This window comes from Cytobacillus gottheilii (assembly GCF_001636345.1).
Classification (GTDB): Bacteria; Bacillota; Bacilli; order Bacillales; family Cytobacillaceae; genus Cytobacillus; species Cytobacillus gottheilii.
In genome coordinates this window covers 4,010,559-4,031,458 of the sequence record NZ_KV440945.1, presented here as the reverse complement: position 1 = coordinate 4,031,458, position 20,900 = coordinate 4,010,559, and the positions used below count along the sequence as shown (strand labels likewise).

26 protein-coding genes are annotated in these 20,900 nt (G+C 38.3%); 20 read left to right on the top strand and 6 right to left on the bottom strand.

What is annotated here, in order from left to right:
* Positions 1-21: 21 nt before the first annotated feature.
* Positions 22-384, bottom strand: a complete 363-nt coding sequence (locus A6754_RS19665; protein WP_066449952.1) for a MerR family transcriptional regulator — start codon at positions 382-384, stop codon at positions 22-24.
* A gap of 456 nt (positions 385-840) precedes the next feature.
* On the opposite strand from A6754_RS19665, the gene A6754_RS19660 reads away from it, so the two are divergent.
* Genes A6754_RS19660 through A6754_RS19650 form a run of 3 tightly spaced genes read left to right on the top strand, consistent with a single transcriptional unit; the run spans position 841 to position 2,655 of the window.
* Positions 841-1,572: a GTP pyrophosphokinase gene (locus A6754_RS19660; RefSeq protein WP_066449950.1), complete on the top strand. Its 732-nt coding sequence runs from the start codon at positions 841-843 to the stop codon at positions 1,570-1,572.
* 12 nt (positions 1,573-1,584) lie between these two features.
* The gene (locus A6754_RS19655) at positions 1,585-2,019 is read left to right on the top strand and encodes a DUF5392 family protein (protein WP_066449947.1); all 435 of its coding nucleotides are present in this window, start codon (positions 1,585-1,587) and stop codon (positions 2,017-2,019) included.
* Positions 2,020-2,037: 18 nt separating this feature from the next.
* The gene (locus tag A6754_RS19650) at positions 2,038-2,655 is read left to right on the top strand and encodes a TetR/AcrR family transcriptional regulator (RefSeq protein ID WP_306806932.1); all 618 of its coding nucleotides are present in this window, start codon (positions 2,038-2,040) and stop codon (positions 2,653-2,655) included.
* Between the two features lie 63 nt (positions 2,656-2,718).
* On the opposite strand, the gene fosB is transcribed toward A6754_RS19650, so the two are convergent.
* Positions 2,719-3,138 (bottom strand): metallothiol transferase FosB, encoded by a 420-nt coding sequence (fosB, locus tag A6754_RS19645; RefSeq protein WP_066449941.1) that lies wholly within the window; start codon positions 3,136-3,138, stop codon positions 2,719-2,721.
* 143 nt (positions 3,139-3,281) lie between these two features.
* Complete coding sequence (locus A6754_RS19640; protein WP_257298711.1) at positions 3,282-4,010, bottom strand: DUF1287 domain-containing protein; 729 nt, start codon at positions 4,008-4,010, stop codon at positions 3,282-3,284.
* Positions 4,011-4,148: 138 nt separating this feature from the next.
* Here A6754_RS19640 and A6754_RS19635 point away from each other — a divergent pair, with 138 nt between their 5' ends.
* From A6754_RS19635 to A6754_RS19615, 5 genes are all read left to right on the top strand, one after another.
* Positions 4,149-4,331 carry a hypothetical protein gene (locus A6754_RS19635; RefSeq protein WP_066449938.1) on the top strand — a complete coding sequence of 61 codons (183 nt, stop codon included), beginning with the start codon at positions 4,149-4,151 and terminating at the stop codon, positions 4,329-4,331.
* 37 nt (positions 4,332-4,368) lie between these two features.
* Positions 4,369-4,815: a flavodoxin gene (locus A6754_RS19630; RefSeq protein WP_066449936.1), complete on the top strand. Its 447-nt coding sequence runs from the start codon at positions 4,369-4,371 to the stop codon at positions 4,813-4,815.
* A 150-nt stretch (positions 4,816-4,965) separates the two neighbouring features.
* The gene (locus A6754_RS19625) at positions 4,966-5,271 is read left to right on the top strand and encodes an antibiotic biosynthesis monooxygenase family protein (RefSeq protein WP_066449933.1); all 306 of its coding nucleotides are present in this window, start codon (positions 4,966-4,968) and stop codon (positions 5,269-5,271) included.
* A gap of 99 nt (positions 5,272-5,370) precedes the next feature.
* On the top strand, positions 5,371-6,024 hold the full coding sequence (locus A6754_RS19620) for a cobalamin B12-binding domain-containing protein (RefSeq protein ID WP_066449930.1): 654 nt from the start codon (positions 5,371-5,373) through the stop codon (positions 6,022-6,024).
* Positions 6,011-6,787 carry an STAS domain-containing protein gene (locus tag A6754_RS19615; protein ID WP_066449928.1) on the top strand — a complete coding sequence of 259 codons (777 nt, stop codon included), beginning with the start codon at positions 6,011-6,013 and terminating at the stop codon, positions 6,785-6,787. Before A6754_RS19620 ends, A6754_RS19615 begins: the two co-directional genes overlap by 14 nt.
* Positions 6,788-6,848: 61 nt before the next feature.
* Here the strand turns inward: A6754_RS19615 and A6754_RS19610 are convergent, their stop codons facing one another.
* Positions 6,849-8,042, bottom strand: a complete 1,194-nt coding sequence (locus tag A6754_RS19610) for a pyridoxal phosphate-dependent aminotransferase (protein ID WP_066449926.1) — start codon at positions 8,040-8,042, stop codon at positions 6,849-6,851.
* A gap of 310 nt (positions 8,043-8,352) precedes the next feature.
* Here A6754_RS19610 and A6754_RS19605 point away from each other — a divergent pair, with 310 nt between their 5' ends.
* A complete protein-coding gene (locus A6754_RS19605) occupies positions 8,353-9,279 on the top strand; it encodes an aldo/keto reductase (RefSeq protein WP_066449923.1) in 927 nt (308 codons plus the stop codon).
* A 213-nt stretch (positions 9,280-9,492) separates the two neighbouring features.
* On the opposite strand, the gene A6754_RS19600 is transcribed toward A6754_RS19605, so the two are convergent.
* Positions 9,493-10,374 (bottom strand): phosphotransferase family protein, encoded by an 882-nt coding sequence (locus A6754_RS19600; RefSeq protein ID WP_066449920.1) that lies wholly within the window; start codon positions 10,372-10,374, stop codon positions 9,493-9,495.
* Between the two features lie 228 nt (positions 10,375-10,602).
* On the opposite strand from A6754_RS19600, the gene A6754_RS19595 reads away from it, so the two are divergent.
* From A6754_RS19595 to A6754_RS19575, 5 genes are all read left to right on the top strand, one after another.
* A complete protein-coding gene (locus A6754_RS19595) occupies positions 10,603-11,358 on the top strand; it encodes a MerR family transcriptional regulator (RefSeq protein WP_257299235.1) in 756 nt (251 codons plus the stop codon).
* Positions 11,359-12,372, top strand: coding sequence for a C45 family autoproteolytic acyltransferase/hydrolase (locus A6754_RS19590; RefSeq protein ID WP_066449914.1), 1,014 nt, complete (start codon positions 11,359-11,361; stop codon positions 12,370-12,372). It abuts the gene before it with no gap.
* A gap of 122 nt (positions 12,373-12,494) precedes the next feature.
* Positions 12,495-12,992: a cupin domain-containing protein gene (locus tag A6754_RS19585; protein ID WP_066449909.1), complete on the top strand. Its 498-nt coding sequence runs from the start codon at positions 12,495-12,497 to the stop codon at positions 12,990-12,992.
* Positions 12,993-13,195: 203 nt separating this feature from the next.
* On the top strand, positions 13,196-13,717 hold the full coding sequence (locus A6754_RS19580; RefSeq protein ID WP_066449906.1) for a YfiT family bacillithiol transferase: 522 nt from the start codon (positions 13,196-13,198) through the stop codon (positions 13,715-13,717).
* Positions 13,718-13,842: 125 nt separating this feature from the next.
* A complete protein-coding gene (locus A6754_RS19575; protein ID WP_066449903.1) occupies positions 13,843-14,265 on the top strand; it encodes a VOC family protein in 423 nt (140 codons plus the stop codon).
* A gap of 166 nt (positions 14,266-14,431) precedes the next feature.
* Here A6754_RS19575 and A6754_RS19570 read toward each other — a convergent pair whose 3' ends face one another.
* On the bottom strand, positions 14,432-15,409 hold the full coding sequence (locus A6754_RS19570; RefSeq protein ID WP_066449897.1) for an iron-hydroxamate ABC transporter substrate-binding protein: 978 nt from the start codon (positions 15,407-15,409) through the stop codon (positions 14,432-14,434).
* 230 nt (positions 15,410-15,639) lie between these two features.
* Between A6754_RS19570 and A6754_RS19565 the strand changes: the two genes are divergently transcribed.
* The 6 genes from A6754_RS19565 to A6754_RS19540 all read left to right on the top strand — a co-directional run bounded on the left by A6754_RS19565 (position 15,640) and on the right by A6754_RS19540 (position 20,877).
* Positions 15,640-16,704, top strand: a complete 1,065-nt coding sequence (locus A6754_RS19565) for a FecCD family ABC transporter permease (protein WP_066449894.1) — start codon at positions 15,640-15,642, stop codon at positions 16,702-16,704.
* Positions 16,705-17,724 (top strand): FecCD family ABC transporter permease, encoded by a 1,020-nt coding sequence (locus A6754_RS19560; protein ID WP_066449891.1) that lies wholly within the window; start codon positions 16,705-16,707, stop codon positions 17,722-17,724. It begins immediately after the preceding gene.
* A 322-nt stretch (positions 17,725-18,046) separates the two neighbouring features.
* Positions 18,047-18,331, top strand: coding sequence for an AbrB/MazE/SpoVT family DNA-binding domain-containing protein (locus A6754_RS19555; protein WP_066449889.1), 285 nt, complete (start codon positions 18,047-18,049; stop codon positions 18,329-18,331).
* A 218-nt stretch (positions 18,332-18,549) separates the two neighbouring features.
* Positions 18,550-18,951: a VOC family protein gene (locus A6754_RS19550; RefSeq protein ID WP_066449886.1), complete on the top strand. Its 402-nt coding sequence runs from the start codon at positions 18,550-18,552 to the stop codon at positions 18,949-18,951.
* Between the two features lie 124 nt (positions 18,952-19,075).
* Positions 19,076-19,612 carry a signal peptidase I gene (gene lepB, locus A6754_RS19545; RefSeq protein ID WP_066449884.1) on the top strand — a complete coding sequence of 179 codons (537 nt, stop codon included), beginning with the start codon at positions 19,076-19,078 and terminating at the stop codon, positions 19,610-19,612.
* A gap of 29 nt (positions 19,613-19,641) precedes the next feature.
* Positions 19,642-20,877 (top strand): GGDEF domain-containing protein, encoded by a 1,236-nt coding sequence (locus tag A6754_RS19540; RefSeq protein WP_066449882.1) that lies wholly within the window; start codon positions 19,642-19,644, stop codon positions 20,875-20,877.
* Positions 20,878-20,900 lie beyond the last annotated feature (23 nt).

Genomic DNA, 20,900 nt, shown 5'->3' with positions numbered 1-20,900 from the left:
TGTGAAAAATTTTAATTTACATTAATTAAGTAATAATAACAAAGCTTGAATAAGTGACATGCTCTCGCTTGAAACTTGCTTCTTTACATATTCATGATTATTTTCATCCTTTTTATCAAGCTGAGCCAGTACATCTGATACTTCTTCTTGTAATCCTTTAATCTTTAGACGCAGCTCAAGAACATCAATTTCTTCTGCTTCTTCTAAATCCTTTTTATGCAGCAGCTGTTTGATTTCTGAAAGCGGCATGCCATTCTTCTTATGATTTTCAATAAATTCAAGACGTGAAACAGCCGATATATCGTAATAGCGATAATTTGATGGTGAACGCTCGGCATGCAGAAGGCCCAAGTTTGTATAATGATCAATTGTTCTTTTTGTCACTTGAGCTCTCTCAGCAAGCTCACCAATTTTTAATTTCTCGTTCCCAATGCAATCCCTCCGAACTGTAACGTTATAGTTATAAGAAGCATTATAAATTTCTTGCTGGATTTACGCAACTAAAAGTTATTATAGAGAACGATATAGCCAGAAATAATACAATTTTTTTTTACTGCAATAAATTCCACTACAATTCGATTGTGCTGTTTTTACTATTCAAATAATTTGTTGTTTATTCTTCACTATTGTTATGACATTTATGACACCGTGTCACAAATTTATTGACAGATGACACCGTGTCATATAAGATATTAATATGATCATGACAACATGTCACATTGAGGTGTAATGATGAAAAATAGTAAAGTAGCAGCACTCGTTAAAAAACTGCAATTACAGGGAATTAACGCTGTATTATGTAAACGTCCAGTACTAGTAAAGAATTAAGAGGAGACTTCCATGAAAACGATTTTTGACTTGGATAAAATGAAAACACTTAAGACAGATCTTGTACGGTTTATGATGACATACAAATTTGCTTTAGATGAAATGAATACAAAAATTGATATTTTAAAGCAGGAATTTCAATATATACATGACTATAATCCAATTGAACACGTAAAATCGCGTTTGAAATCACCTGAGAGTATCCTGCAGAAGATGCAGAGAAAAGGCTATGACCTTTCTTTACCAGCAATAAAAGAGAATATACATGACATTGCAGGTATTCGGATTACCTGTTCATTCATTTCTGATATTTATGAAATAAGCAATATGCTCCAAAAGCAAAAGGATATTAAAGTGATTGAATGCAAGGATTATATTAAAAATCCTAAGGGGAATGGCTATCAGAGCCTGCATTTAATTCTGCAGATCCCTGTATTTATGTCCGACCGGGAGGATCTCGTTAACGTTGAAATTCAAATTCGTACAATTGCGATGGATTTCTGGGCGAGCCTCGAACATAAAATTTATTACAAATACAATAAGGAAGTACCCAGCAATATAAATGAGGAGCTTAAAGAAGCTGCTGAATCAGCTGCTGAGCTTGATAGGAAAATGGAGAAAATCCATAAAGAAATGAAACAAATAAAAGAGCTGAATAAAGAGGAAAACCTAGAGGGATTGATATTCAACAATCGCCACTTCCGTTTTCCATATGATCTGTTAACAGGAAATCAACAGAACTAAGGAGGAAGATTTATGTTTCAAAGAACAGCAGAGATGCCTGCATTTATAAAAAAGGAGCTAGAGAAATTAGAAGAAAAAATACAGCCAGTTATGAAAAAGGCATCAAAATATGTACTCTTTTCATATCCGCTTATTTTTATCTCCATTATGAATCTGTTTCTAGTGCTGTTTGGCATGACAACTACTGAGAATGCGGCTTTAACCATTATGATATACGCTGTAATCGGGGCGGTTGGGATGGCTCTTTCAAAAGAAGGGAAATTACTAAGAAAAGATATCCTGAAAAGAACAGCAGAATATATTATTGATCGTATCAACAAGAGTGAGGATGCAAGTGAGAGTTTAAAAAATAAATATATCATGCTTGTTAAGGGACAGCCTTTTTTACTGATACAGCATTTTATCGAGTTCTTAAAAGAGGAAAAACGCGACAGATTATATAGCTAGTCTGATAGAGAATCAGGAGTGAGACCATTGCCGAAAATCACATTCTTTAATTTACCTGAAGATAAAAAAACAATATTAATTAAAGCGGCAAGAGAAGAGTTTTCAAGGGTGCCCCTATCACAGGCATCTATAACAAATATTATAAAGGCTGCTGGAATTCCAAGGGGGAGCTTTTACCAGTATTTCGAGGATAAAGAAGATGCCTTTTTCTTCTTGCTGAATGAGCATGTAAAAGAAAACAAACAGCGTTTTGCTTCTATCTTAATAAAAAACAATGGTGACCTGTTTTCGACTATGCTGGAATTTTATGAGTCGATTATAAGTGAGGAAGAGGAAAACCTGCATTTCTTAAAGAATATTTTTCTGAATATGACTCACCAAATAGAAAGTACCTATGCAAGAAGTTTTCATGATAATCAGGATCGAAATAGCGACTATAATATGTTTGCTGGCCTTGTGGATCAAAAGAAATTAAATATTACGAATGAACAAGAACTGGCATGTATGGGGCAGATCATTATAGCAGTAACAATTAGGAGTTTCATTGAAAAATTTGCGCGAGAGCTTCCGAATGAAGAAGCTCTTGAGCATTATAAAATGGAAATGGAGCTTCTGAAAAGAGGACTTGCCAAATAAAGTGAAATACGAATTACAGACTTCCTCGCCGGAATTGGCGAGGTTTTTTTATCCTCTAAATTCTTAATAAAATTTCATATGTTCTTTTTTAGCTTTATAGTAGTTCATTCGATCCTCAAGTGTCCCTGTATGAAACTCAAACTTATGACCATCTGGATCAGTAAAATAGATTGATTTTCTGTCTAATTCATCTCTGGAACGACCAGGCAGAATATGAACGTGAAGTTCCTGCAATTTTTTAAAAGCAGCATCAAAATCATCTTCATTAATTGAGAAAGCAATATGAGTGTACGACAAGTTTATCTCATTTCTAGGAATATCCTTTTCTTCGTTGAGCGCCAGCCAAAGTCCGTTTAAATCAAAATACGCGGTTGAACGTCCATTTACAAGGAGCTTAGCATTGAATACAGATTTGTAAAACAAAATTGATGTTTCTAAGTTGGATACAGAAAATAGTAAATGGTTAATGCCTTGTATATTCAAGATATATTTCTCCAATCAAAGTTTTTTTTTCCGGAACATGGTTTGCTAAAAAGGAAGATTCACCAGTAATAATTCAATTCTGTTTCCAATTTATAGGATCTAATTGTGTGCCATCCAAATTAAAATAATCCCCTTTAAATCCATCACTCATTGCCTCCTTTTTTTCCATATTTCCATCGGTAATGTCCGGTAATAGGTGTTTTAAATGAGGACAATTTTATTTCAGCAGCAAAGGGACGAATATTATGAATGAGATAAGGGGTTCCATCCTTTGCCCGCTTATCTGAGATAATCCCGACATGCTGGAACTGATCTGTCAGAAAGACGACGATATCTCCAGGCTGCCATTGCTTTAAGTTTTCGATTTCTCCCGGTATTAGATCCGTTGTGAGATTTTCAGCAAATCTTTTGAAGAAAACATCTTGATTGGGAACACGCCTAAAATCAATATTCGGATCCGGATTTCCTTCTACCCGAGGATAAAGTTTTGTATGGAGAGCAACATCCTCATCCAATAAATCCTTTAAATGAATATCTGCTCTTAGCATTGCACGCCAAATCACATCAGTACAGACTCCCTCATCATCAGGCGGATATCCGCCTTCATAATAACGGCTTCGATAAAAGGTACGCTGTTGAACCTCCTGTCTGGCTGCATAGACAAAGTCAAGAGGATCTGGAATTCCATTGTCATTATGATCTTTTTCATCGTATAAAAGGGGAACTTCGAATTCTTTTGTAAAAGGTCTTTCGATGTAAATGCCGATATGATCTAAAAGAAGACCGCCCCGAAAAAAGTAGGCGAAAAGAGTAGCAGCAGCAAAAGAAATAACAAAGATTTTAAAAGTTGCTAGTAATTTCTTTTTATGCAATCATAGCACCTCCAATTTATAAGACGGAATTATTTTCCTTTTGGTTTCAAAAGAATGAAAATTAAGTATTGATTTTGATAATCATTATCAATTAAAATAAAGTAAATGATAACCATTCTCAAATGGAGGTGCTTAAAAATGACATTAAAAGAGCAAGAAATTATGTACATATTAAATTGTTTTGACTGCGGCTACTTTGAAAATGGAAAAGTGTATTATGATGCCTGTCCATGCTGCGGGGAAGCGAGTTTATTTGAAGATCAAGCATCAAGTTATTTAAACGAGCTGCCTCTCAGATATAGCAGGGGGAAAAGATCTTAAATGAACCAGCACCATATTCAATCAATCGAGGTGTAAAATGAGCAATATTCTCTTAATATTTGCAAGTATGTCAGGCAATACAGAAGAAATGGCTGATTTGATTGGGGCTGCCATTAAGGAAACGGGCACTTCTATAACGATAAAGGAAGTGTCAGACTGTCACGCGCAGGAGCTATTAAATTATGATGCAATTATTCTTGGTTCATATACATGGGGAGATGGAGATCTTCCGTATGAGTTTGAAGACTTTTATGATGATATGGAGGGACTGCAGTTAACCGGAAAAAAGGCAGCTGTTTTTGGCTCGGGAGATACCTTTTATCCTGCATACTGTAACGCTGTAGATTTATTAATCGAAAGGCTAACGAGTTGTGGAGCTGATGTCGTTACAGAAGGCTTAAAGGTTGAGTACGCTCCTGAAGGGGAGGATATTGGGCGGTGCCGCAGTTTTGGCGAGGAATTTACAGTAAGAGTAAAAGAATAATAATAAGGTAGAGATCATCCTATGTGGAAGAAACTGCATGGGTGTGATCTCTTTTTTCTTTGTATTTACCAAAGGAAATGGGAAAGATTTGTCGAAAGGAGTAAGATGGGAATTCAAAATCAATGACCTTCTAAAAGGAGATATACATCGATGTACACTGTTTTTTCAACATTTGACGTGCCAGAACATAAGGCTGATGAAGTCATTTCAATCTATAGAAATCGATCTAAAATGGTTGATACCGCACCAGGATTTATTGACTTTATGCTGCTCCAAAACGATAAACGCAAGGGAGAGCTGACGGTACAGCTCATTTTTGATTCAAAGGAAAATTATTTAAATTGGGTAAGAGGCGAAGATTTTAAAAAAATACATGACCTGGAGAAAAAATATCCTGATCAAGAGCTTGCTGCTATTGTTCCGAAAGTAACGCAATATAAAATCGTTGCACGGTAAGAATGGCCGACTTCCGGATCAAAAGAATAAGCAGTTCATCTCATACAGAAATGATTGTATGTTACACTATTCTTAAACAGCAGCAAAGGGTGTGATCAAGTGAGTAAAGAAGTTGAATTTGCTTCCATCCTTCTTTTGGGAGACACCGATAAAGCAATAGAATACATTCAAAAAGAGAAGAAGCAAGATCACCTCTCTATTTATAATGACGTTATGACACCCGCGATGCGATATATTGGAGTGCTATGGGAACAAAATAAAATTACGGTCGCTGAAGAGCATCTTGCAACAGCCACATGTGACTTTGTTCTTTCAAAACTTATGTATAAAAATAAACGTGAAGAAAACAACACAAAAAGAGCTATGTTCTTTTGCATAGAAGGTGAACAGCATTATCTCGGGCTAAAAATGGTGGACAGTCTTTTCCAGGAACATGGGTGGGAAACAAAGTATTATGGACCCAACCTCCCCCTAGATGTTGCTCTGCAGGATAGTTTGAAATGGCAGGCAAAAGTGATCTGCCTATCCGTTTCACTAGCAACAAACCTGCCAAAACTTAAAGAATATACGAAAGCATTTGAAGGGCTTCCACAGAAACCTGCTATTTTAGTAGGCGGCAGACTCACATCCATGTATGATCTTAATCATTTTACCTCATCTCAGTCGATTGTTTTGAAAGATTTAAATTCAGTAACAGACTGGCTAATGGATTGGAGCACAAGGACGGAGGATTCAACATATGCAAGCAATTGATGTAAATCTGCCGCTTCCTTTTGTGAAAATTAAACAAGACGGTACCATCCTTTCTTTTTCCAAAACAGCCTATGAGGAATTCAATTTATTAAGGGGAAATCTCTATTCACTTGTAGATGGGGAAAGTATGGCTAAGCTCCAAAGAGCGATTCATGCAGAAGGATCAGCCACAGGTGTAGAAATACATGTTAAATCCTCAAGATCAGATTTATCTTTATACGAGGTGTTTATATCTATAGATGAGAATGAACATGCGAATCTGCTATTTCGATCCAAAGATAATGACACCAGCATATTAATGGAAAGGCTGCTCAGTCTGCAAACGAGATTAAATGATACTGACTTTGAATTACTTGAAAAAAAGGAACAATTGGAGCGTGCCTTAAGAAGACTAGATGTCCTGTCCGGACCATTTATTCCACTGAGCGAAAAAATAGGCTATATTCCGATCTTTGGGGATATCGCTGAAGAGAAGTTGCGGGTGATCTCGGAAACTTGTCTGCAAAATATATCTGAAGGTGATTTTGAAACGATTTTAGTAGACTTAACAGCAACTGGATCTATAGAAGAAGCTGGGGTTCGGAGGCTGATCGATTTCTTAAAAACAATTGAGATTATGTCAGGGGAAAAGGCTAGATTAATTGGTGTAAAACCTAAGGCTGCTGAGGCATTGAGCAGGAATGGGATACAAAATTATGTACTGACAGCTTCATCTTTAAAAAGGGTACTCTGGCAATATTTTTATGAGCATTCGTTAACATGAGATTTTAGTAAAGCAGGCGGGATATTGTTTATACAGTTCCCGTCTGCTTTTGTTTATTTAGTCATTCTTTTAAGGACAGCTTATCTTTGGTGGAGAAAAGGCCAAGTTTGCCTATGCGATCTACTGCTTCCTGAATCCTTTTCTCATCTACAAGCAGTCCGACACGGATATAGCCTTCTCCATATGTTCCAAATCCATTTCCAGGGGCTACAGCAACATCAGCATGTTCAAGCAGATAATCGGAAAATTCCTCACTTGTATATCCATCTGGAACGGGGAGCCATGCGAAAAATGAACCTGATGGTGCTGAAACGTCCCAGCCAATTTTTCGACATGAGGAAATAAGTGTGTTGCGGCGGCTTTCATAGCGTGCAACAAGATCTTTTACACATTGCTGATCGCCAGTAAGGGCTGCAGCTGCAGCTTTTTGAACTGCAGGAAAAAGGCTGACGTACAGGTGATCTTGAATTAAATTTAAGGCTTCAACAATGACGGGATTTCCGACAGCAAACCCAACGCGCCAGCCAGCCATATTATATGTTTTAGACAAGGTATACATCTCTATCCCAACATCTTTTGCACCTTCAATTTCAAGAAAACTTACTGGCTTCTGATGATCAAAACCGATCGCTCCATAGGCAAAGTCATGTAAAATGACGATATTATGCTTCTTAGCCATTTGGACTGTTTGTTCAAAAAAAGTATGGTCTGCAACTGCACCAGTAGGGTTATTAGGGTAATTCAGATAAAGAAGCTTTGCATGATCCTTTACTTCATCTGAAAGATCATTGTAATTTGGAAGAAATTGATTTTCCTCCAGCAATGGGAAGGTTTTATATTCAACATCTGCCAATACCGCTCCAGATAGGTAATCCGGATATCCTGGATCAGGCAATAGCATTAAATCTCCCTCGTTCATCAAACACATAGGCAGCTCAACTAGACCTGTTTTAGTTCCAAAAAGGATCGCAACTTCTGTTGAAGGATCAACTGTTACACCATATTCCTTCATATAGAAATCCGCAGCTGCTTCTTTCAGTTCATCTATTCCACGAAATGGAGAATACTTGTGTGTAATAGGGTCTGCAGCCGCTTCCTGAAGCGCACTGACAATATGTGGAGGAGTTGGCTGGTCTGGGTTTCCTTGTCCCAGGTTAATAATATCTCGGCCTTCATTTACTGCCTTTGCCACTTTTTTTACTAGCGATGCAAAAAATTGCGGCGGCAAATTTTTTAATCGATTAGAATGCTCCATGCTGATCCACCCTTAAATGCAAATTTCAAAACAGAGGAATTATGTACTTTTAAAGTGAAAATTAGTCATCAGGCAGTTAACTTGGATACGGTTAAGCCTATGCTTTTCATACTTGGTCAATCGTGTTCTTGCTTGCAAATTTACTTAGAACAAATTTTATATTCAATTTTCAAAAAAGTCTAGTAAATAGAAATAAAAAATGAAGCTCGTTATAATAGGATATATAATTGATAAATGAAATTTTGGCTGCAATCCATACTTATGGCATAATCAAGATGAGTTATATATGACAGTAGAAGGTGGAGCTAAGATGAAATATACAAACATAGCACATACTGATTTACATGTATCGAATATGATCATGGGAAATATGAGATTAAAGCAGCTTTCAGCGGCAGAAGCGGAAGCATTAATTAAAACGGCGCAAGAGGAAGGCATTAATTTCTTTGATCATGCTGATATTTATGGTAAAGGGGAATGTGAGGAGCTCTTTGCAAAGGCAGTTCAAATGAACCCGGCAGTTCGTGAAAAAATGGTCATACAGAGCAAGTGCGGCATTCGTCCAGACTTAGGTATTTATGATTTTTCAAAAGAATATATAATAGAAGCAGCAAACGGGATATTAAAAAGATTAAACACTGATTATCTTGATCTGCTGCTGTTGCATCGTCCAGATCCACTCATGGAGCCTGAAGAAGTGGCAGAGGCATTTGATGAGCTTCAAAGCAGTGGAAAAGTGCGCTATTTCGGAATTTCCAATCACAACCCTCAACAAATTGAGCTGCTGCAAAAACATATTCAGCAAAAGCTCGTTGTAAATCAGATGCAGTTCAGCATTGTCCACACACCAATGATTGACTCCGGTGTTGCGGTTAATATGAAAATCGATCAAGCAGTGAACCGTGACAGCAGTGTGCTGGAGTATAGCCGTATAAATGAAATGACTCTGCAGGCATGGTCTCCATTTCAATCTGGATTTTTCGATGGCCCATTCATTGGCGACTTGGAGAAATATCCTGAATTAAATGAAGTCCTTAATCGGATTGCAGATAAGTATAATGTAACAAACACTGCAGTCGCCGTTGCCTGGATCACAAGACATCCAGCCAATATTCAAGTTGTTTTAGGAACGACGAATACTGGGAGAATGAGGGACGCATGTAAAGGATCCGACCTGAAGCTGACGAAGCAGGAATGGTACGAGCTCTATAAAGCCGCTGGAAATAAGCTGCCTTAAAAAATATAATACTAAACCGCTGGGAACTTTGACTTAAACGTCTCCAGCGTTTTTTTTGTAATCATATAACTTATTTTAATTGAATTTCTTTCATAATGTTTTTACTGTGAGGTAGAGCTGGAATATCAGCACCAGCGCAATTATAAGCTGCCTTGCACAATACCTTTGGCTTTTGAAAATTATAGAGGCACAAAGAAGCAAGTAAAAACTGTTTTATTGTAAAAATTGCAGTCTGAGCAATTTATCCAATCCTTTCTCGAAGTTTGGGTCAGATTTTTCATTTGCAGCATGCAGCCATTCATGGAAAACAGGCTGAAGTCCATAAAAAGCAGAGACTCGTTGAAACAATTCTTCTTTAGGAAGCGAAACGTGATAATGTTCCAATACTTCTCTTGTAAATTGTGGACCATGTTCCCAATACAAGCCTGCAAAATCAAAAGCAGGATCGCTAATTTGTGCATCAGTGAAGTCAATAATGCCGCTGATGTTTTTCCTCGCAGGATGATATAAGATATTGGCACCTGTTAAATCGCCATGAATAGGAACTATTGGATGCATATGTTTTTGGCCATTGGAAAGAAAGCGATCAAAGATAATTTTGACTTCCTTTTGCTCAGAAGAACGGAGAAAGGGACTGATCTTAGAAGTAATCTCAGCATAAAATTCTTCCCAATAACGCTGTGTATGTATGGTTTTCAATCCATGTTGCATCAGTTTTTCAGAATTTAAGTTATGTAAAGTCGTTAAAAATGCCCCCAGCTGCACTGCTGCCTCTGCTGAATTGAGATGTTCCAGCTTTTCAAGAGGCTCTCCATCAATTTTCTTATGCATGGAGCAAACAAGCCGTTTTTCTTTATAAAATAATTCATAATGAGGCACATGGATTGAGAGGTTGTTTTCGTGCAGTTTCGACAGAAGCATGGACTCTGTTAGGAGCCTCTGTAAACCATGTTCCTTTTTAGGGAACCGAAAGACATAGGATTGATTAATAATGATGACATCATGGTCCCAGCTTCTGCTAATTTTGTCTATACTCTTGATAGACAACTCAGGCATGCGGTTAAGCAGAAAATGTATCTTTGCATTTATGTCCATTACAAATGCTCCCTTCTTAGGGTATTAAAGAGAAAAACATTAAAGGTATATATGATGGTAAAACAAGTGTAGCATTTTCTGGTTATAAAGATGTAAAGCAAACACTTGGGGATTACTCTATTAAACTAGGTGCAGCAGTTAAGTGAAAGAAATCAGTTTAACCTCTTGACCTTAAAGTTACTTTAAGGTGTAAGTTATGATTATGGAGGTGTTCGATTAGTGGAGGATATGTTATCGATTCAATCATTTTCAGTTAGAACGGGCATTCCAAAGAGTGCGCTACGTTTTTATGAAACGAAAAAGCTGCTTCTGCCTGCTTTCCGGGATCATAATGGCTATCGATTTTATCACAGAGTGCAAATTCAGCTCGCAAAGCTGATCTCTAGCCTGCGTTTAGCACAGATTCCAATAAAGGAAATTCAATCCTATTTAACACTCGGCAGGCAAGAAAGACAGGACAAAATGTCCGTATGGATATCGGAACTAAAAAAGATGCATCAGGTAATGGGTGCTAGTCTCCATTATTTAGAAAGTTATCAAAGCAGTTCTGAAATTTATTTTTTTGATAAATCGGCTTGTGAAGTCATTTGGTTTGAAGCAGAGGCGCAGCCTGGAAAGTTTAGCACCGTTTTTCAAGAAAAGCTTAGCATGCTGAGAAAGCTGGAAATTCAAGTTGATGAAGCTTATTTGCAGTATATGTCAGGGGAAGACCGTATTAAAGCGCGAGTTGGTTTCCGCATAAATAATGAAGGTGAAAAAGAAAAATTGAATGATGACGGGAGATGCGAAACAATGCCCGCTATGGTCTGTATTGGAATGCCTTTTCGTCTTGAAATTTCATCTATAAAAAGTGGATATAAACAATTATTTGACTGCGCACAGCAGCATAACTGGTTCCCTGCTGGCGCCATTTTAGAATGGTATCGGGGAGAGAATCTTGAAGATCTGGATTTAATAATGCCGATTATAAAGGGGGATTTGTAGATGAAGAAAGTGCTAGTGGCTGATGCAGTAAAAATAAAGGGAAGCTACTATGAAATCGGTTATAAACAAGGGCAATATTTGCTGGAAAAAGGAAGTATACTTGTTGAAGAATATAAAAAAATGGCTTCCCATTCGAACACCATGGAGGGAAAAGAGATGATATTCACTTATTTTCCTTCTTTTGCTGAAGAGATTAAAGGAATGGCAGATGCTTTAAAGATGGATGAATCCATGGCTATTAGTCTGTTTAGCGGCTACGATGTCACCTTCCCGCAAATGGGCTGTACATCCTATTCACAAGATGGTCTTTATGTAAGAAATTATGATTTTAGCCCCGATCTCTATGATGCCAGACTCGTTTGCCTCCAGCCGAATACAGGCTACGCCTCAATTGGTTTCAGTCAGCAAATATGCGGAAGGCTGGATGGAATGAACGAAAAAGGCTTGGTCATTGGTTTGCATTTTGTCAATGATCAATTATTCAGTAAAGGGTTTATTGCAACAGCTATTGTAAGGATGGTACTGGATCAATGTGCAAACGCGAAAGAAGCAGCCGCGCTAATTAAGAAGGTACCTCATGGATATTGCTATAATTATTCAATCATAGATAAAGAGGGAAATAGCTTATTAATTGAAGCAGCACCAGAAGAGCAAATTGTTTCGAATGCACCTGTTATGAGGGCAGTAAACCATTTCCATTCTCCAGCTCTGCAGTCTAAAAATCGTCCTAATATCTCAGATTCCTGCAAGCGTAAAGAAATGCTCTCTGAATTGGACGGATTAGAGTTATCTCCTCAAGAACTTTTTCGTTATTTTAACCAGGGCAACTCTCCATACTTTTATCATCAATACAAACAATTTTTTGGAACCCTTCATACAGTTGTATACAATTCTTCTAATCTGCAATTAATATGTGGAGTGGGAGCAGATTCAGATCCTCATATACTTTCACTTAAAGACTGCCTTCAAGCTGAGTGGGAGGATTGGCAGATGAAAGGAATCATTCATATTTAGCAAAAGATAGGTAAAGTTAAACAGACATCTATTGTGTATTGATCTTTCAATCTATTCGTTTGATCCATAGAGTCCAGGGTATAGAAGAAGTATAGCAAAAGGAGTAAGGAGCTGATGAGATCATGAATATGGATGTAACGTCCTTTTACCTTAAAGATGATGGTCAAATCCCTAATAACAGTGATTTGCCTGTAGTTGTTTATAAAGGAGCATTTGATGACGGTCTTCCAATACAGGAAACATTTCAGCAACACAATTGGAAAGGGTCATGGACTGGAGATGTATTTGACTTTCATCACTATCACAGCAATACCCATGAAGTCTTAGCAGTAAAAGAAGGTGAAGCCACGATTCTTGTTGGAGGAGATGAAGGGGAGAGACTGCAGCTGAAAAAAGGTGATGCGATTGTGCTTCCTGCAGGCACGGGTCACAAAAAGCTGGAAAGCAGTCACGATTTTGAAGTGGTTGGAGCTTATCCGAATGGAGCCAGTTTCAATACAAGGAAACAGGATCCAGCGGACCGTACGCAAGCAATTTCTGAGATTAAAAACGTCCCTGTACCAAATCAGGATCCAATCTTTGGAGAAGAAGGCCCACTGCTCGAAAAGTGGATTAAATAAGATAGAAACCGCATCCGGTGTGATGCGGTTTTTTTGTAGCACTTATTTGCAGAAGCAGGAATCCTTGCAACACTTATGGAATACAAGAATTAGAGAATACTTCAGTATTTAAATACTTGAGGCGAAAAAATCTATGGAAAAAGCTATTACAGAAAGGGTTATCACAAGTTTTGCTAAAGAAGATGAAAAAAGGAGGATTCACAATGAATCTGCAATATCCGATAGGGAAATTTCAGCACCCGGGCAAGATTACAGCAGAGCATGTAAACAGTTGGATTGATGATATAAAGAACCTGCCAAATAGATTGCAGCAGCTTGTTGGAACGTTAAGCGAAGAACAATTAGATACAGCTTATCGGGATGGAGGCTGGACAGTCAGGCAAGTGGTTCATCATATTGCTGATAGCCATATGAATGCTTATATCCGCTTTAAATGGGCGCTTACCGAGGATCAGCCTGTCATTAAAGCTTATCACGAGGCCAAGTGGGCTGAGCTTCCTGATACAAAGATGCCAATAGGTGTTTCTATTTCACTTATTTCTGCACTGCATGAACGCTGGACATATTTATTGCAGAATTTAGATGATGATAATCTGAAAGTTATATTTATTCACCCCGATTCTGGGGAAGTTACGCTTGAAGAGAATATTGGAAGGTATGCATGGCATGGAGAGCACCATTTAGCTCATATACAAGCCCTGTGCAGCCGGATGGACTGGCTCTGAGTTTATATATATTTCTGCTGTGAATGGGCAACAATAAGTATGGAATATTCTTGCATAATTTCTGCTAACGTGCTAAATTTCAATAAGAACGTGTGTTCTAAAAAACAGAGGATGAGGTGCCTGTCATGATTGTGAATATGTATCCGTATTTGGTGCTTAATGGTAATGGGAAAGAGGCAATTAAGTTTTATGAAGAGGCTTTGGGTGCAGTTACAGAAAGCGTGCAAACCTTTGGTGAGTCACACGCTGATCCGGATTTTCAAATTCCGGAAGAAGCGAAGAATCGTATCATGAACGCTCAGTTGAAGATTGGCAAGGTTGAATTGATGTTATCAGATACCTTTCCAGGGCAGCCTTACGAACTAGGCTCCCAAGTGACCATTGCGATCATTCCTGAAGGAGCGGAAGAGGCAAGAGCTATTTTTGAAAAGCTTTCTTCTGGCGGCAAAATTGGCATGGAGATACAAGAAACATTCTGGAGTCCTGCATATGGGCAAGTAACAGATCAGTTCGGAATCTCATGGCAAATTTCTGCACAAGCTAAATAAAGAAAGTTGCCAATTGGCAAGTTTATGGGCTGGAGACATAGGCTTAATTCCACTAATAGATTTTTACATTAAAACTGAGTTGGATTTTCTTAGTGCTGCTGATTTCTACTATCTAAAATTATAAAAAAAGAACCCCCTTGGTCATATCCCAAGGGGGGCTTCTTCATTATTGTACTAAACTTCCCATAATGTGATCGACAATTTGTTCATTTGCTACAGCACCTGTATATAACCAAGCTGTATCAGGTCCGAACTCATATACATTACCATTCTTAACAGCAGGAATATTCTGCCATAGTTCTTCTTTAATAGCGGAATCTTCAATATTCGTATCGCTGTTTATTAAGAAGAGATGATCTGCATCTAATTCTACTAATTTCTCAAGTGAAATGGCACTCCAGTTTCCAGTAGCACTAGCTGAAATTTCTTCTACTACACTTGGTACGGTTAAACCAAGGTCTCCATACATGACAGCACCGCTCGATAGGTTATCGCTTACGATAAAGAAGCTATTGTTTACTAGCCACACAGCAGCAGCCGATTGTGTTCCGATCGCATCTGTTAATTGCTGCTTAGCTTCTTCAGCTTTTCCCTCATAATCATCAAGAACTTTTTGGGCGTCATCTTCACGGCCAAAGATTTCACCAATTGTCAGGAGCTCTTGTCGCCAGTCATTATTTTCTTCTGTACCTATTACATAAGTTGGAGCAATTTTATTATATTGATCATACTTGCCGCCTTCTACCATACCAGGAGAATCCATAATAATTAAATCAGGGTTATGGCTCGCTACTGCTTCGAAAGGAAGGTCATGTGGAATCATAGGAACTGATTCTAATTCTTTTTGTAAATATTCCTGGGGATCGCCATCTCTCACGGACCATTGTGCAACTGGGGTAATGCCTAATGCGACTAAATTATCTTCAAGGTAAGATGCTAAAACCCGTTCTGGCTTTGCTGGAATCGTAACTTCATTTCCTAAGGCATCCGTTAATACTCGGTCTTTTTCAACGGTTTCTTCAGAGGCAGAGTCATTTGATGCATTATCCTCTGCTGGCTGCTCATCATTTCCGCATGCAGCTAATACAAGTGCTATTGAGCACATTGCAGCCAATTTATATAATTTCTTTTTGGTTGAATTCATGATTGTTCCCCCTATAGTTTAAATAAAGCTTCTTGCTAAATGATAACAATTTTCATTTGCAATTACAATCTATTATTATGCAGATCAAAAAATATATTATTTAATGTTCAAAAAATCTTCAAATAATAAATAGAATCAGCTGCTTTATGGAGTAACACATTGAGATTTTAACAGCATTCCCCTATAATGAAAATGATTTTCAGTTCGCCAAATTGAAGGATGATATACATATGAGCATTCATGAAAAAGGAAAAGCAAAGCATGTCACGGAAAAGCACGATGAAAAATATAAAGTAGAAACAAAGCCATTTGCTGCTTGGTTGATCTTAACTCTAGGGACAATTGGATTGTTTCTCATTATTGCTTCATCTATTGCATTTGGTGCCGCGGACATTCAATTAAGTACGGTTTGGCAAGGAGTCTTTCAGTTTGATAGCAGTAACCCTGCACATCAGATTATTCGTGAACTTCGTTTACCGCGAGCCTTGGCAGCTGCTTTAATTGGTGCTGCCTTAGCTGTATCTGGAACTATTATGCAGGCAATGACGAGAAACCCGCTTGCATCTCCATCCATCATGGGGGTGACGGCAGGAGCTTCTTTTTTAATGGCTATAGCTTATGCTGCTCTGCCTGGCCTGCATTATTCAGGATTGATGATCTTTTCATTTGCCGGCGCAGGTTTAGGCGCAGCACTTGTTTTTGGAATTACAGCTGCTTCTAAAGGCGGCATGTCACCTGTAAAGCTTGCATTGGCAGGAACAGCGATCACCACACTGCTAAGCTCGCTTTCTACAGCAATTGGAATTCGCTTTGATGTTGCCAAGGACATAAGCTTCTGGTATGCCGGCGGTGTGGCAGGAGTTCAAAGCACAAGTGTTCTATATTTATTATTGCCAGTTGCAATTGGAATTCTTCTTGCCATTTTTCTTTCCAGGTCTTTGACCGTATTGAGCCTGGGAGAAGATGTTGCAAAGGGTCTCGGGCAAAATACCGGAAGAACTAAGCTATTGGGAACAATTGCTGTGTTGCTTTTAACAGGTGCAGCAGTATCAATAGCCGGAATGATTGGATTTGTCGGTTTGGTTATTCCGCATATTACCCGATTTTTAGTAGGGCTGGATTACAGATGGATTATTCCGTGTTCAGCTGTTTTAGGCGGGATTCTCCTTGTTGTGGCTGATATTGCAGGAAGAATGATTAATGCACCTTTTGAAACACCAGTTGGTGCAGTAACGGCTTTAATCGGTGTGCCGTTCTTTCTCTATCTCGCACGGAATGAAGGGAGAAATATTTAAATGGATTCATTTGGTCAGCAATGGAAAAAAACAATATCTGTACTCAGTATCCTTTCTGTCGCGATAATTGTTATGTTTTTCGTTAGTTTAAACACCGGGTTAACGAAAATCCCGCCTCTTGAAGTGGTAAAAACAATCTTTGGATCAGGAGACGAAGGTACAAAGATGGTATTATTTGATTTTCGCCTGCCGCGTATGGTTCTGGCATTATTAGTGGGAGCAGGGATTTCTCTGGCAGGAGCTATTTTGCAGGGCGTATCACAAAATGCTCTTGCAGATCCTGGAATATTAGGCATTAATGCTGGTGCAGGATTTGCCGTTGTGCTCTTTATGTTCTTTTCACAGGGAACAGGGTTCGCCATTGGAGCGTTATCGATTTTCTCCCTTCCATTTACAGCTTTAGGAGGAGCTTTTGTTGCAGCACTCCTTATCTACGTGATTGCGTGGAAGAACGGAGTAACACCAGTTCGGCTTATTCTTGTGGGGATCGGTATTAACTCTGCGTTTGGTGCGGCCATGCTTGTATTTCAATTGATGATGGAGCCGAATGATTTCACGAAGGCCCTTGTCTGGTTATCTGGAACCATTTGGGGAACCAATTGGACTTTTGTGCTGGCACTGCTGCCGTGGCTTCTCATCTTTACACCGATCGCTTTTTATAAAGGAAGAGTTCTTGATGTATTAAATTTAGGGGACCCGATGGCCATTGGACTGGGCAGTCATGTGGAACGGGAAAGAAGGATTCTTCTTATTATAGCCGTTGCTCTTGCTGGTGCATGTGTTTCAGTTGGAGGGGGCATCACCTTCCTCGGATTAGTAGCACCTCATTTAGCCAAGAGAATTGTAGGAGCAAAGCACGCAAGAATGCTGCCTGTAACCGTTTTGCTTGGAGCATTTTTGCTCTTGACTGCAGATACATTAGGAAGAGTTGTTCTGGCACCGGCAGAATTACCAGTCGGCTTAGTTGTCTCTGTCCTTGGAGCTCCATACTTTATCTATTTGCTTATGAGGACGAGATAATCAAGCAAAGCGGCTGGTCCAATAAGAATTCAATGAATAGTATCTATCCGAATGATTAGGGGATTTTTTTAGTCATTCGGTTTTTTTATATTCATTTAAATATTTTTTCTGCCTCCCCAGTAGGATCGCAGCGCAATGGTACGAGCATGTCTAACAGTCTATTTGTACGCTGTAAAAAATTTTATTAGTAAACCATTCTCTGCTCTGATCTTTAAATAAATGTGTCAATATTTCTGATTGTAAAAAATAGTAATTTAATATAAAATTTATATAGCTTGATATATAAGAATAATCAGAAAATTAAGGTCGCAGGAGGGAAAATATGAAAAGTACCGGGATTGTGCGCAAAGTTGATGAATTGGGTAGAATTGTAATCCCAAAAGAACTTCGGAAAACATTAAACATCCAAATTAAAGACCCAATTGAGATTTTCGTAGAAGATGAAAAGATTATACTGCGTAAATACGAAAGCAGACAAGCATGTCTAGTTACAGGGGAAATACTGGATGACAACGTGGCTCTCGCCGATGGAAAAATTGTCTTAAGCAAGAAAGCACTTAAAGACTTAGTAGAAGAAGTAAATGAGCGGTTTGAATTAAAGGTGTAAAACAAATCAAAAAAAATTCTCCCATTCAATCGGCAAGCCTGTTGTTATAATACTTCAGGCTCTTTGTATGCCGGGATGCTCAGACCCGCCCCGCCGGAAAGCTCAGACCCGCCCCGCCGGAAAGCGAGTATCCGGGAGTTAAAACCATAACAAAACAATATGTTTTTTTGAAATGATGTTAACAAAGATAACCAAAACAAAGAAAGTAGAGGGATCAAATGAATCAGCAGAAATTAGTCCGTGTAGGCACTCAATATATACCTGTTGAAAATCCAGAACAGGCTGCAAACTGGTATAAAGAGATCCTTGCAGCAGATATTAGCTATTGTGATAGAGATAAGGCCATTGTTAATTTTGCAAATCAAAGCTTTTTTCTTGTGAAAGGAAAAGATGGAGAAAGTGCTAATTTCATAGATTATTATGGGGAGAAGCGTTTTTCAATGACATTTGAGGTTAATGGATTAGAAAATCTCCAAGCACTTCATAAAGAGCTGAAGGAAAAAGGAGTGGCAATAGGAGAAATAGAGGATAGAGGACATGCAGGCAGGAATTTTGTGTTTTCTGATCGTGATGGGAACTTATTTGATGTTTGGAGCGAACTCAGTCCTGCATATAAATAGCAGCTATTATGGCTAACCATCAACCATTGTAGCTCTGTTAGTTTATTTTTAACTTAAAAAGCTTAGGTGATAAACACCTTTAAACTTTATGTTAAAATGGTAAAAAAGAAGCAGGAGGGACTGTATGGAAACCAGAACGAAAAACGAAATCGTTTCATGGATTAAATCATTAGCATTAGCATTTATTTTAGCTCTTATCTGCCGGCATTTTATATTTGAACCTGTCACAGTCCGTGGAGAGTCCATGGTGCCTACTTTTTCGAATGAACAGAAACTAATAGTGAGCAAAACGAGTGAGATTGAAAGATTTGATATGATTGTTTTCCATTCTCCTGTGGAAGATCAAGACTATGTGAAAAGAATAATAGGCATGCCTGGCGACACAGTGGAAATGAAAGATGATGTTTTATATGTAAATGGCAAAGCCTATAAGGAGCCTTATGTGAACCGAGATCTAGTCATGGAAAAAGTGACAGCTGATTTTACATTACAAGAGCTTTTGGGTCAGAACATCGTTCCGGAAAACTCCTATTTTGTGATGGGAGATAATCGTTTAAGAAGCTATGACAGCAGAGAGTTTGGTTTTATATCAGAAGAAGCTGTCGTAGGTGAAGTGAAGTTCCGTTTTTATCCTTTTGATGAATCAGGATTTACAAAATAATGAAGCATATATGATTTGAGAGGCTAGCGATGAAAAAGATTTTTCCCTTCCCTGTTCAGGAGGTTACCGAGGATAAAAAACGGCTGCTTAAAAAGCATTTATTAATGGATAATATTAAGCGCTGTAAGCTTTTTGCTAAAATAGTGATTCTCTTTGAAACCATTCTGATTCTTATGCATATGTATTCTTCCTATACGAATAGTGGCACCGTGTTTGTGATTGATGCATATATCATTTTATATTTGCTATTATGGAGTTTTAGTATCCTGATGGTTATATATATTACCATTTATGAAAGAAGCAGCAATCATAGTGAGCGAAAGACAAAGCTGTTTCAGAATGGACTGTGGCTATTTGTGATTTTCTTTTTAACATGGGGAGCATTAGTGACTCTTGTTGATCAGAGAAACTATGGTCATGTTATGGCATTTGCTGTTAATTTTATGTGTGTTTCGGTTTTATTTCATGCATCAAATAAAACGATTCTTTATTTATACAGTCTTCCTGTTGCAGTGTTATATATTGGTCTTCCATATGCACAGTCTTCTGGAGAGATTGTCTCAGGGCATTATATCAATCTATCCGTATTCTTGTTTTTTTGCTGGCTAGCTTCCCGTATGCTTTATACAAGCTATTCCTCAAATTTTTACCAGAGGCTACTTTTAACGGAGATGAATGAAAACTTAGGGTTAAAAGTGGAAGAGAATGAAAAGATTTATAAGGAACTTGCGAGTGCAAATAATCAGTTAAAGCAGCTCTCTGTGATGGATGAACTAACGCTCATACTTAATAGGCGCGGGTTTCGTCAATATGTTCAGAATGAATTTGAAAACATCCAAGTAAAGAGACCATTTGCTGTGCTGATGGGTGATATTGACTCATTTAAGAATTATAATGATCATTATGGTCATCTTGAGGGAGATCAAGTGATTGCTACTGTCGCTGGAGTCTTTAGAACACATTTGAATGAAGAATCGAGCATTCTGGCCCGCTTTGGCGGTGAAGAATTTGTGGCGGTTCTATTTGATGTAGGTCTGGATGAGGCGTTTGCTAAAGCAGAAAAGGTGAGACAAGCGATTGAACGTCTTATGATTCCTCATGAATACTCAAGTGCTGCTAATCATATCACCTTAAGCATAGGTGTGACAGCCGGCAAAGCTCAATATCCAGATGAGATTTTTCAGTTAATCGGAGATGCTGATAAAGCTTTATACGAAGCAAAAGCCAGCGGCCGCAATAAGGTGAAAATCAGAATAAAAAAGTAGGCCATCTCAATCAATAGGAGATG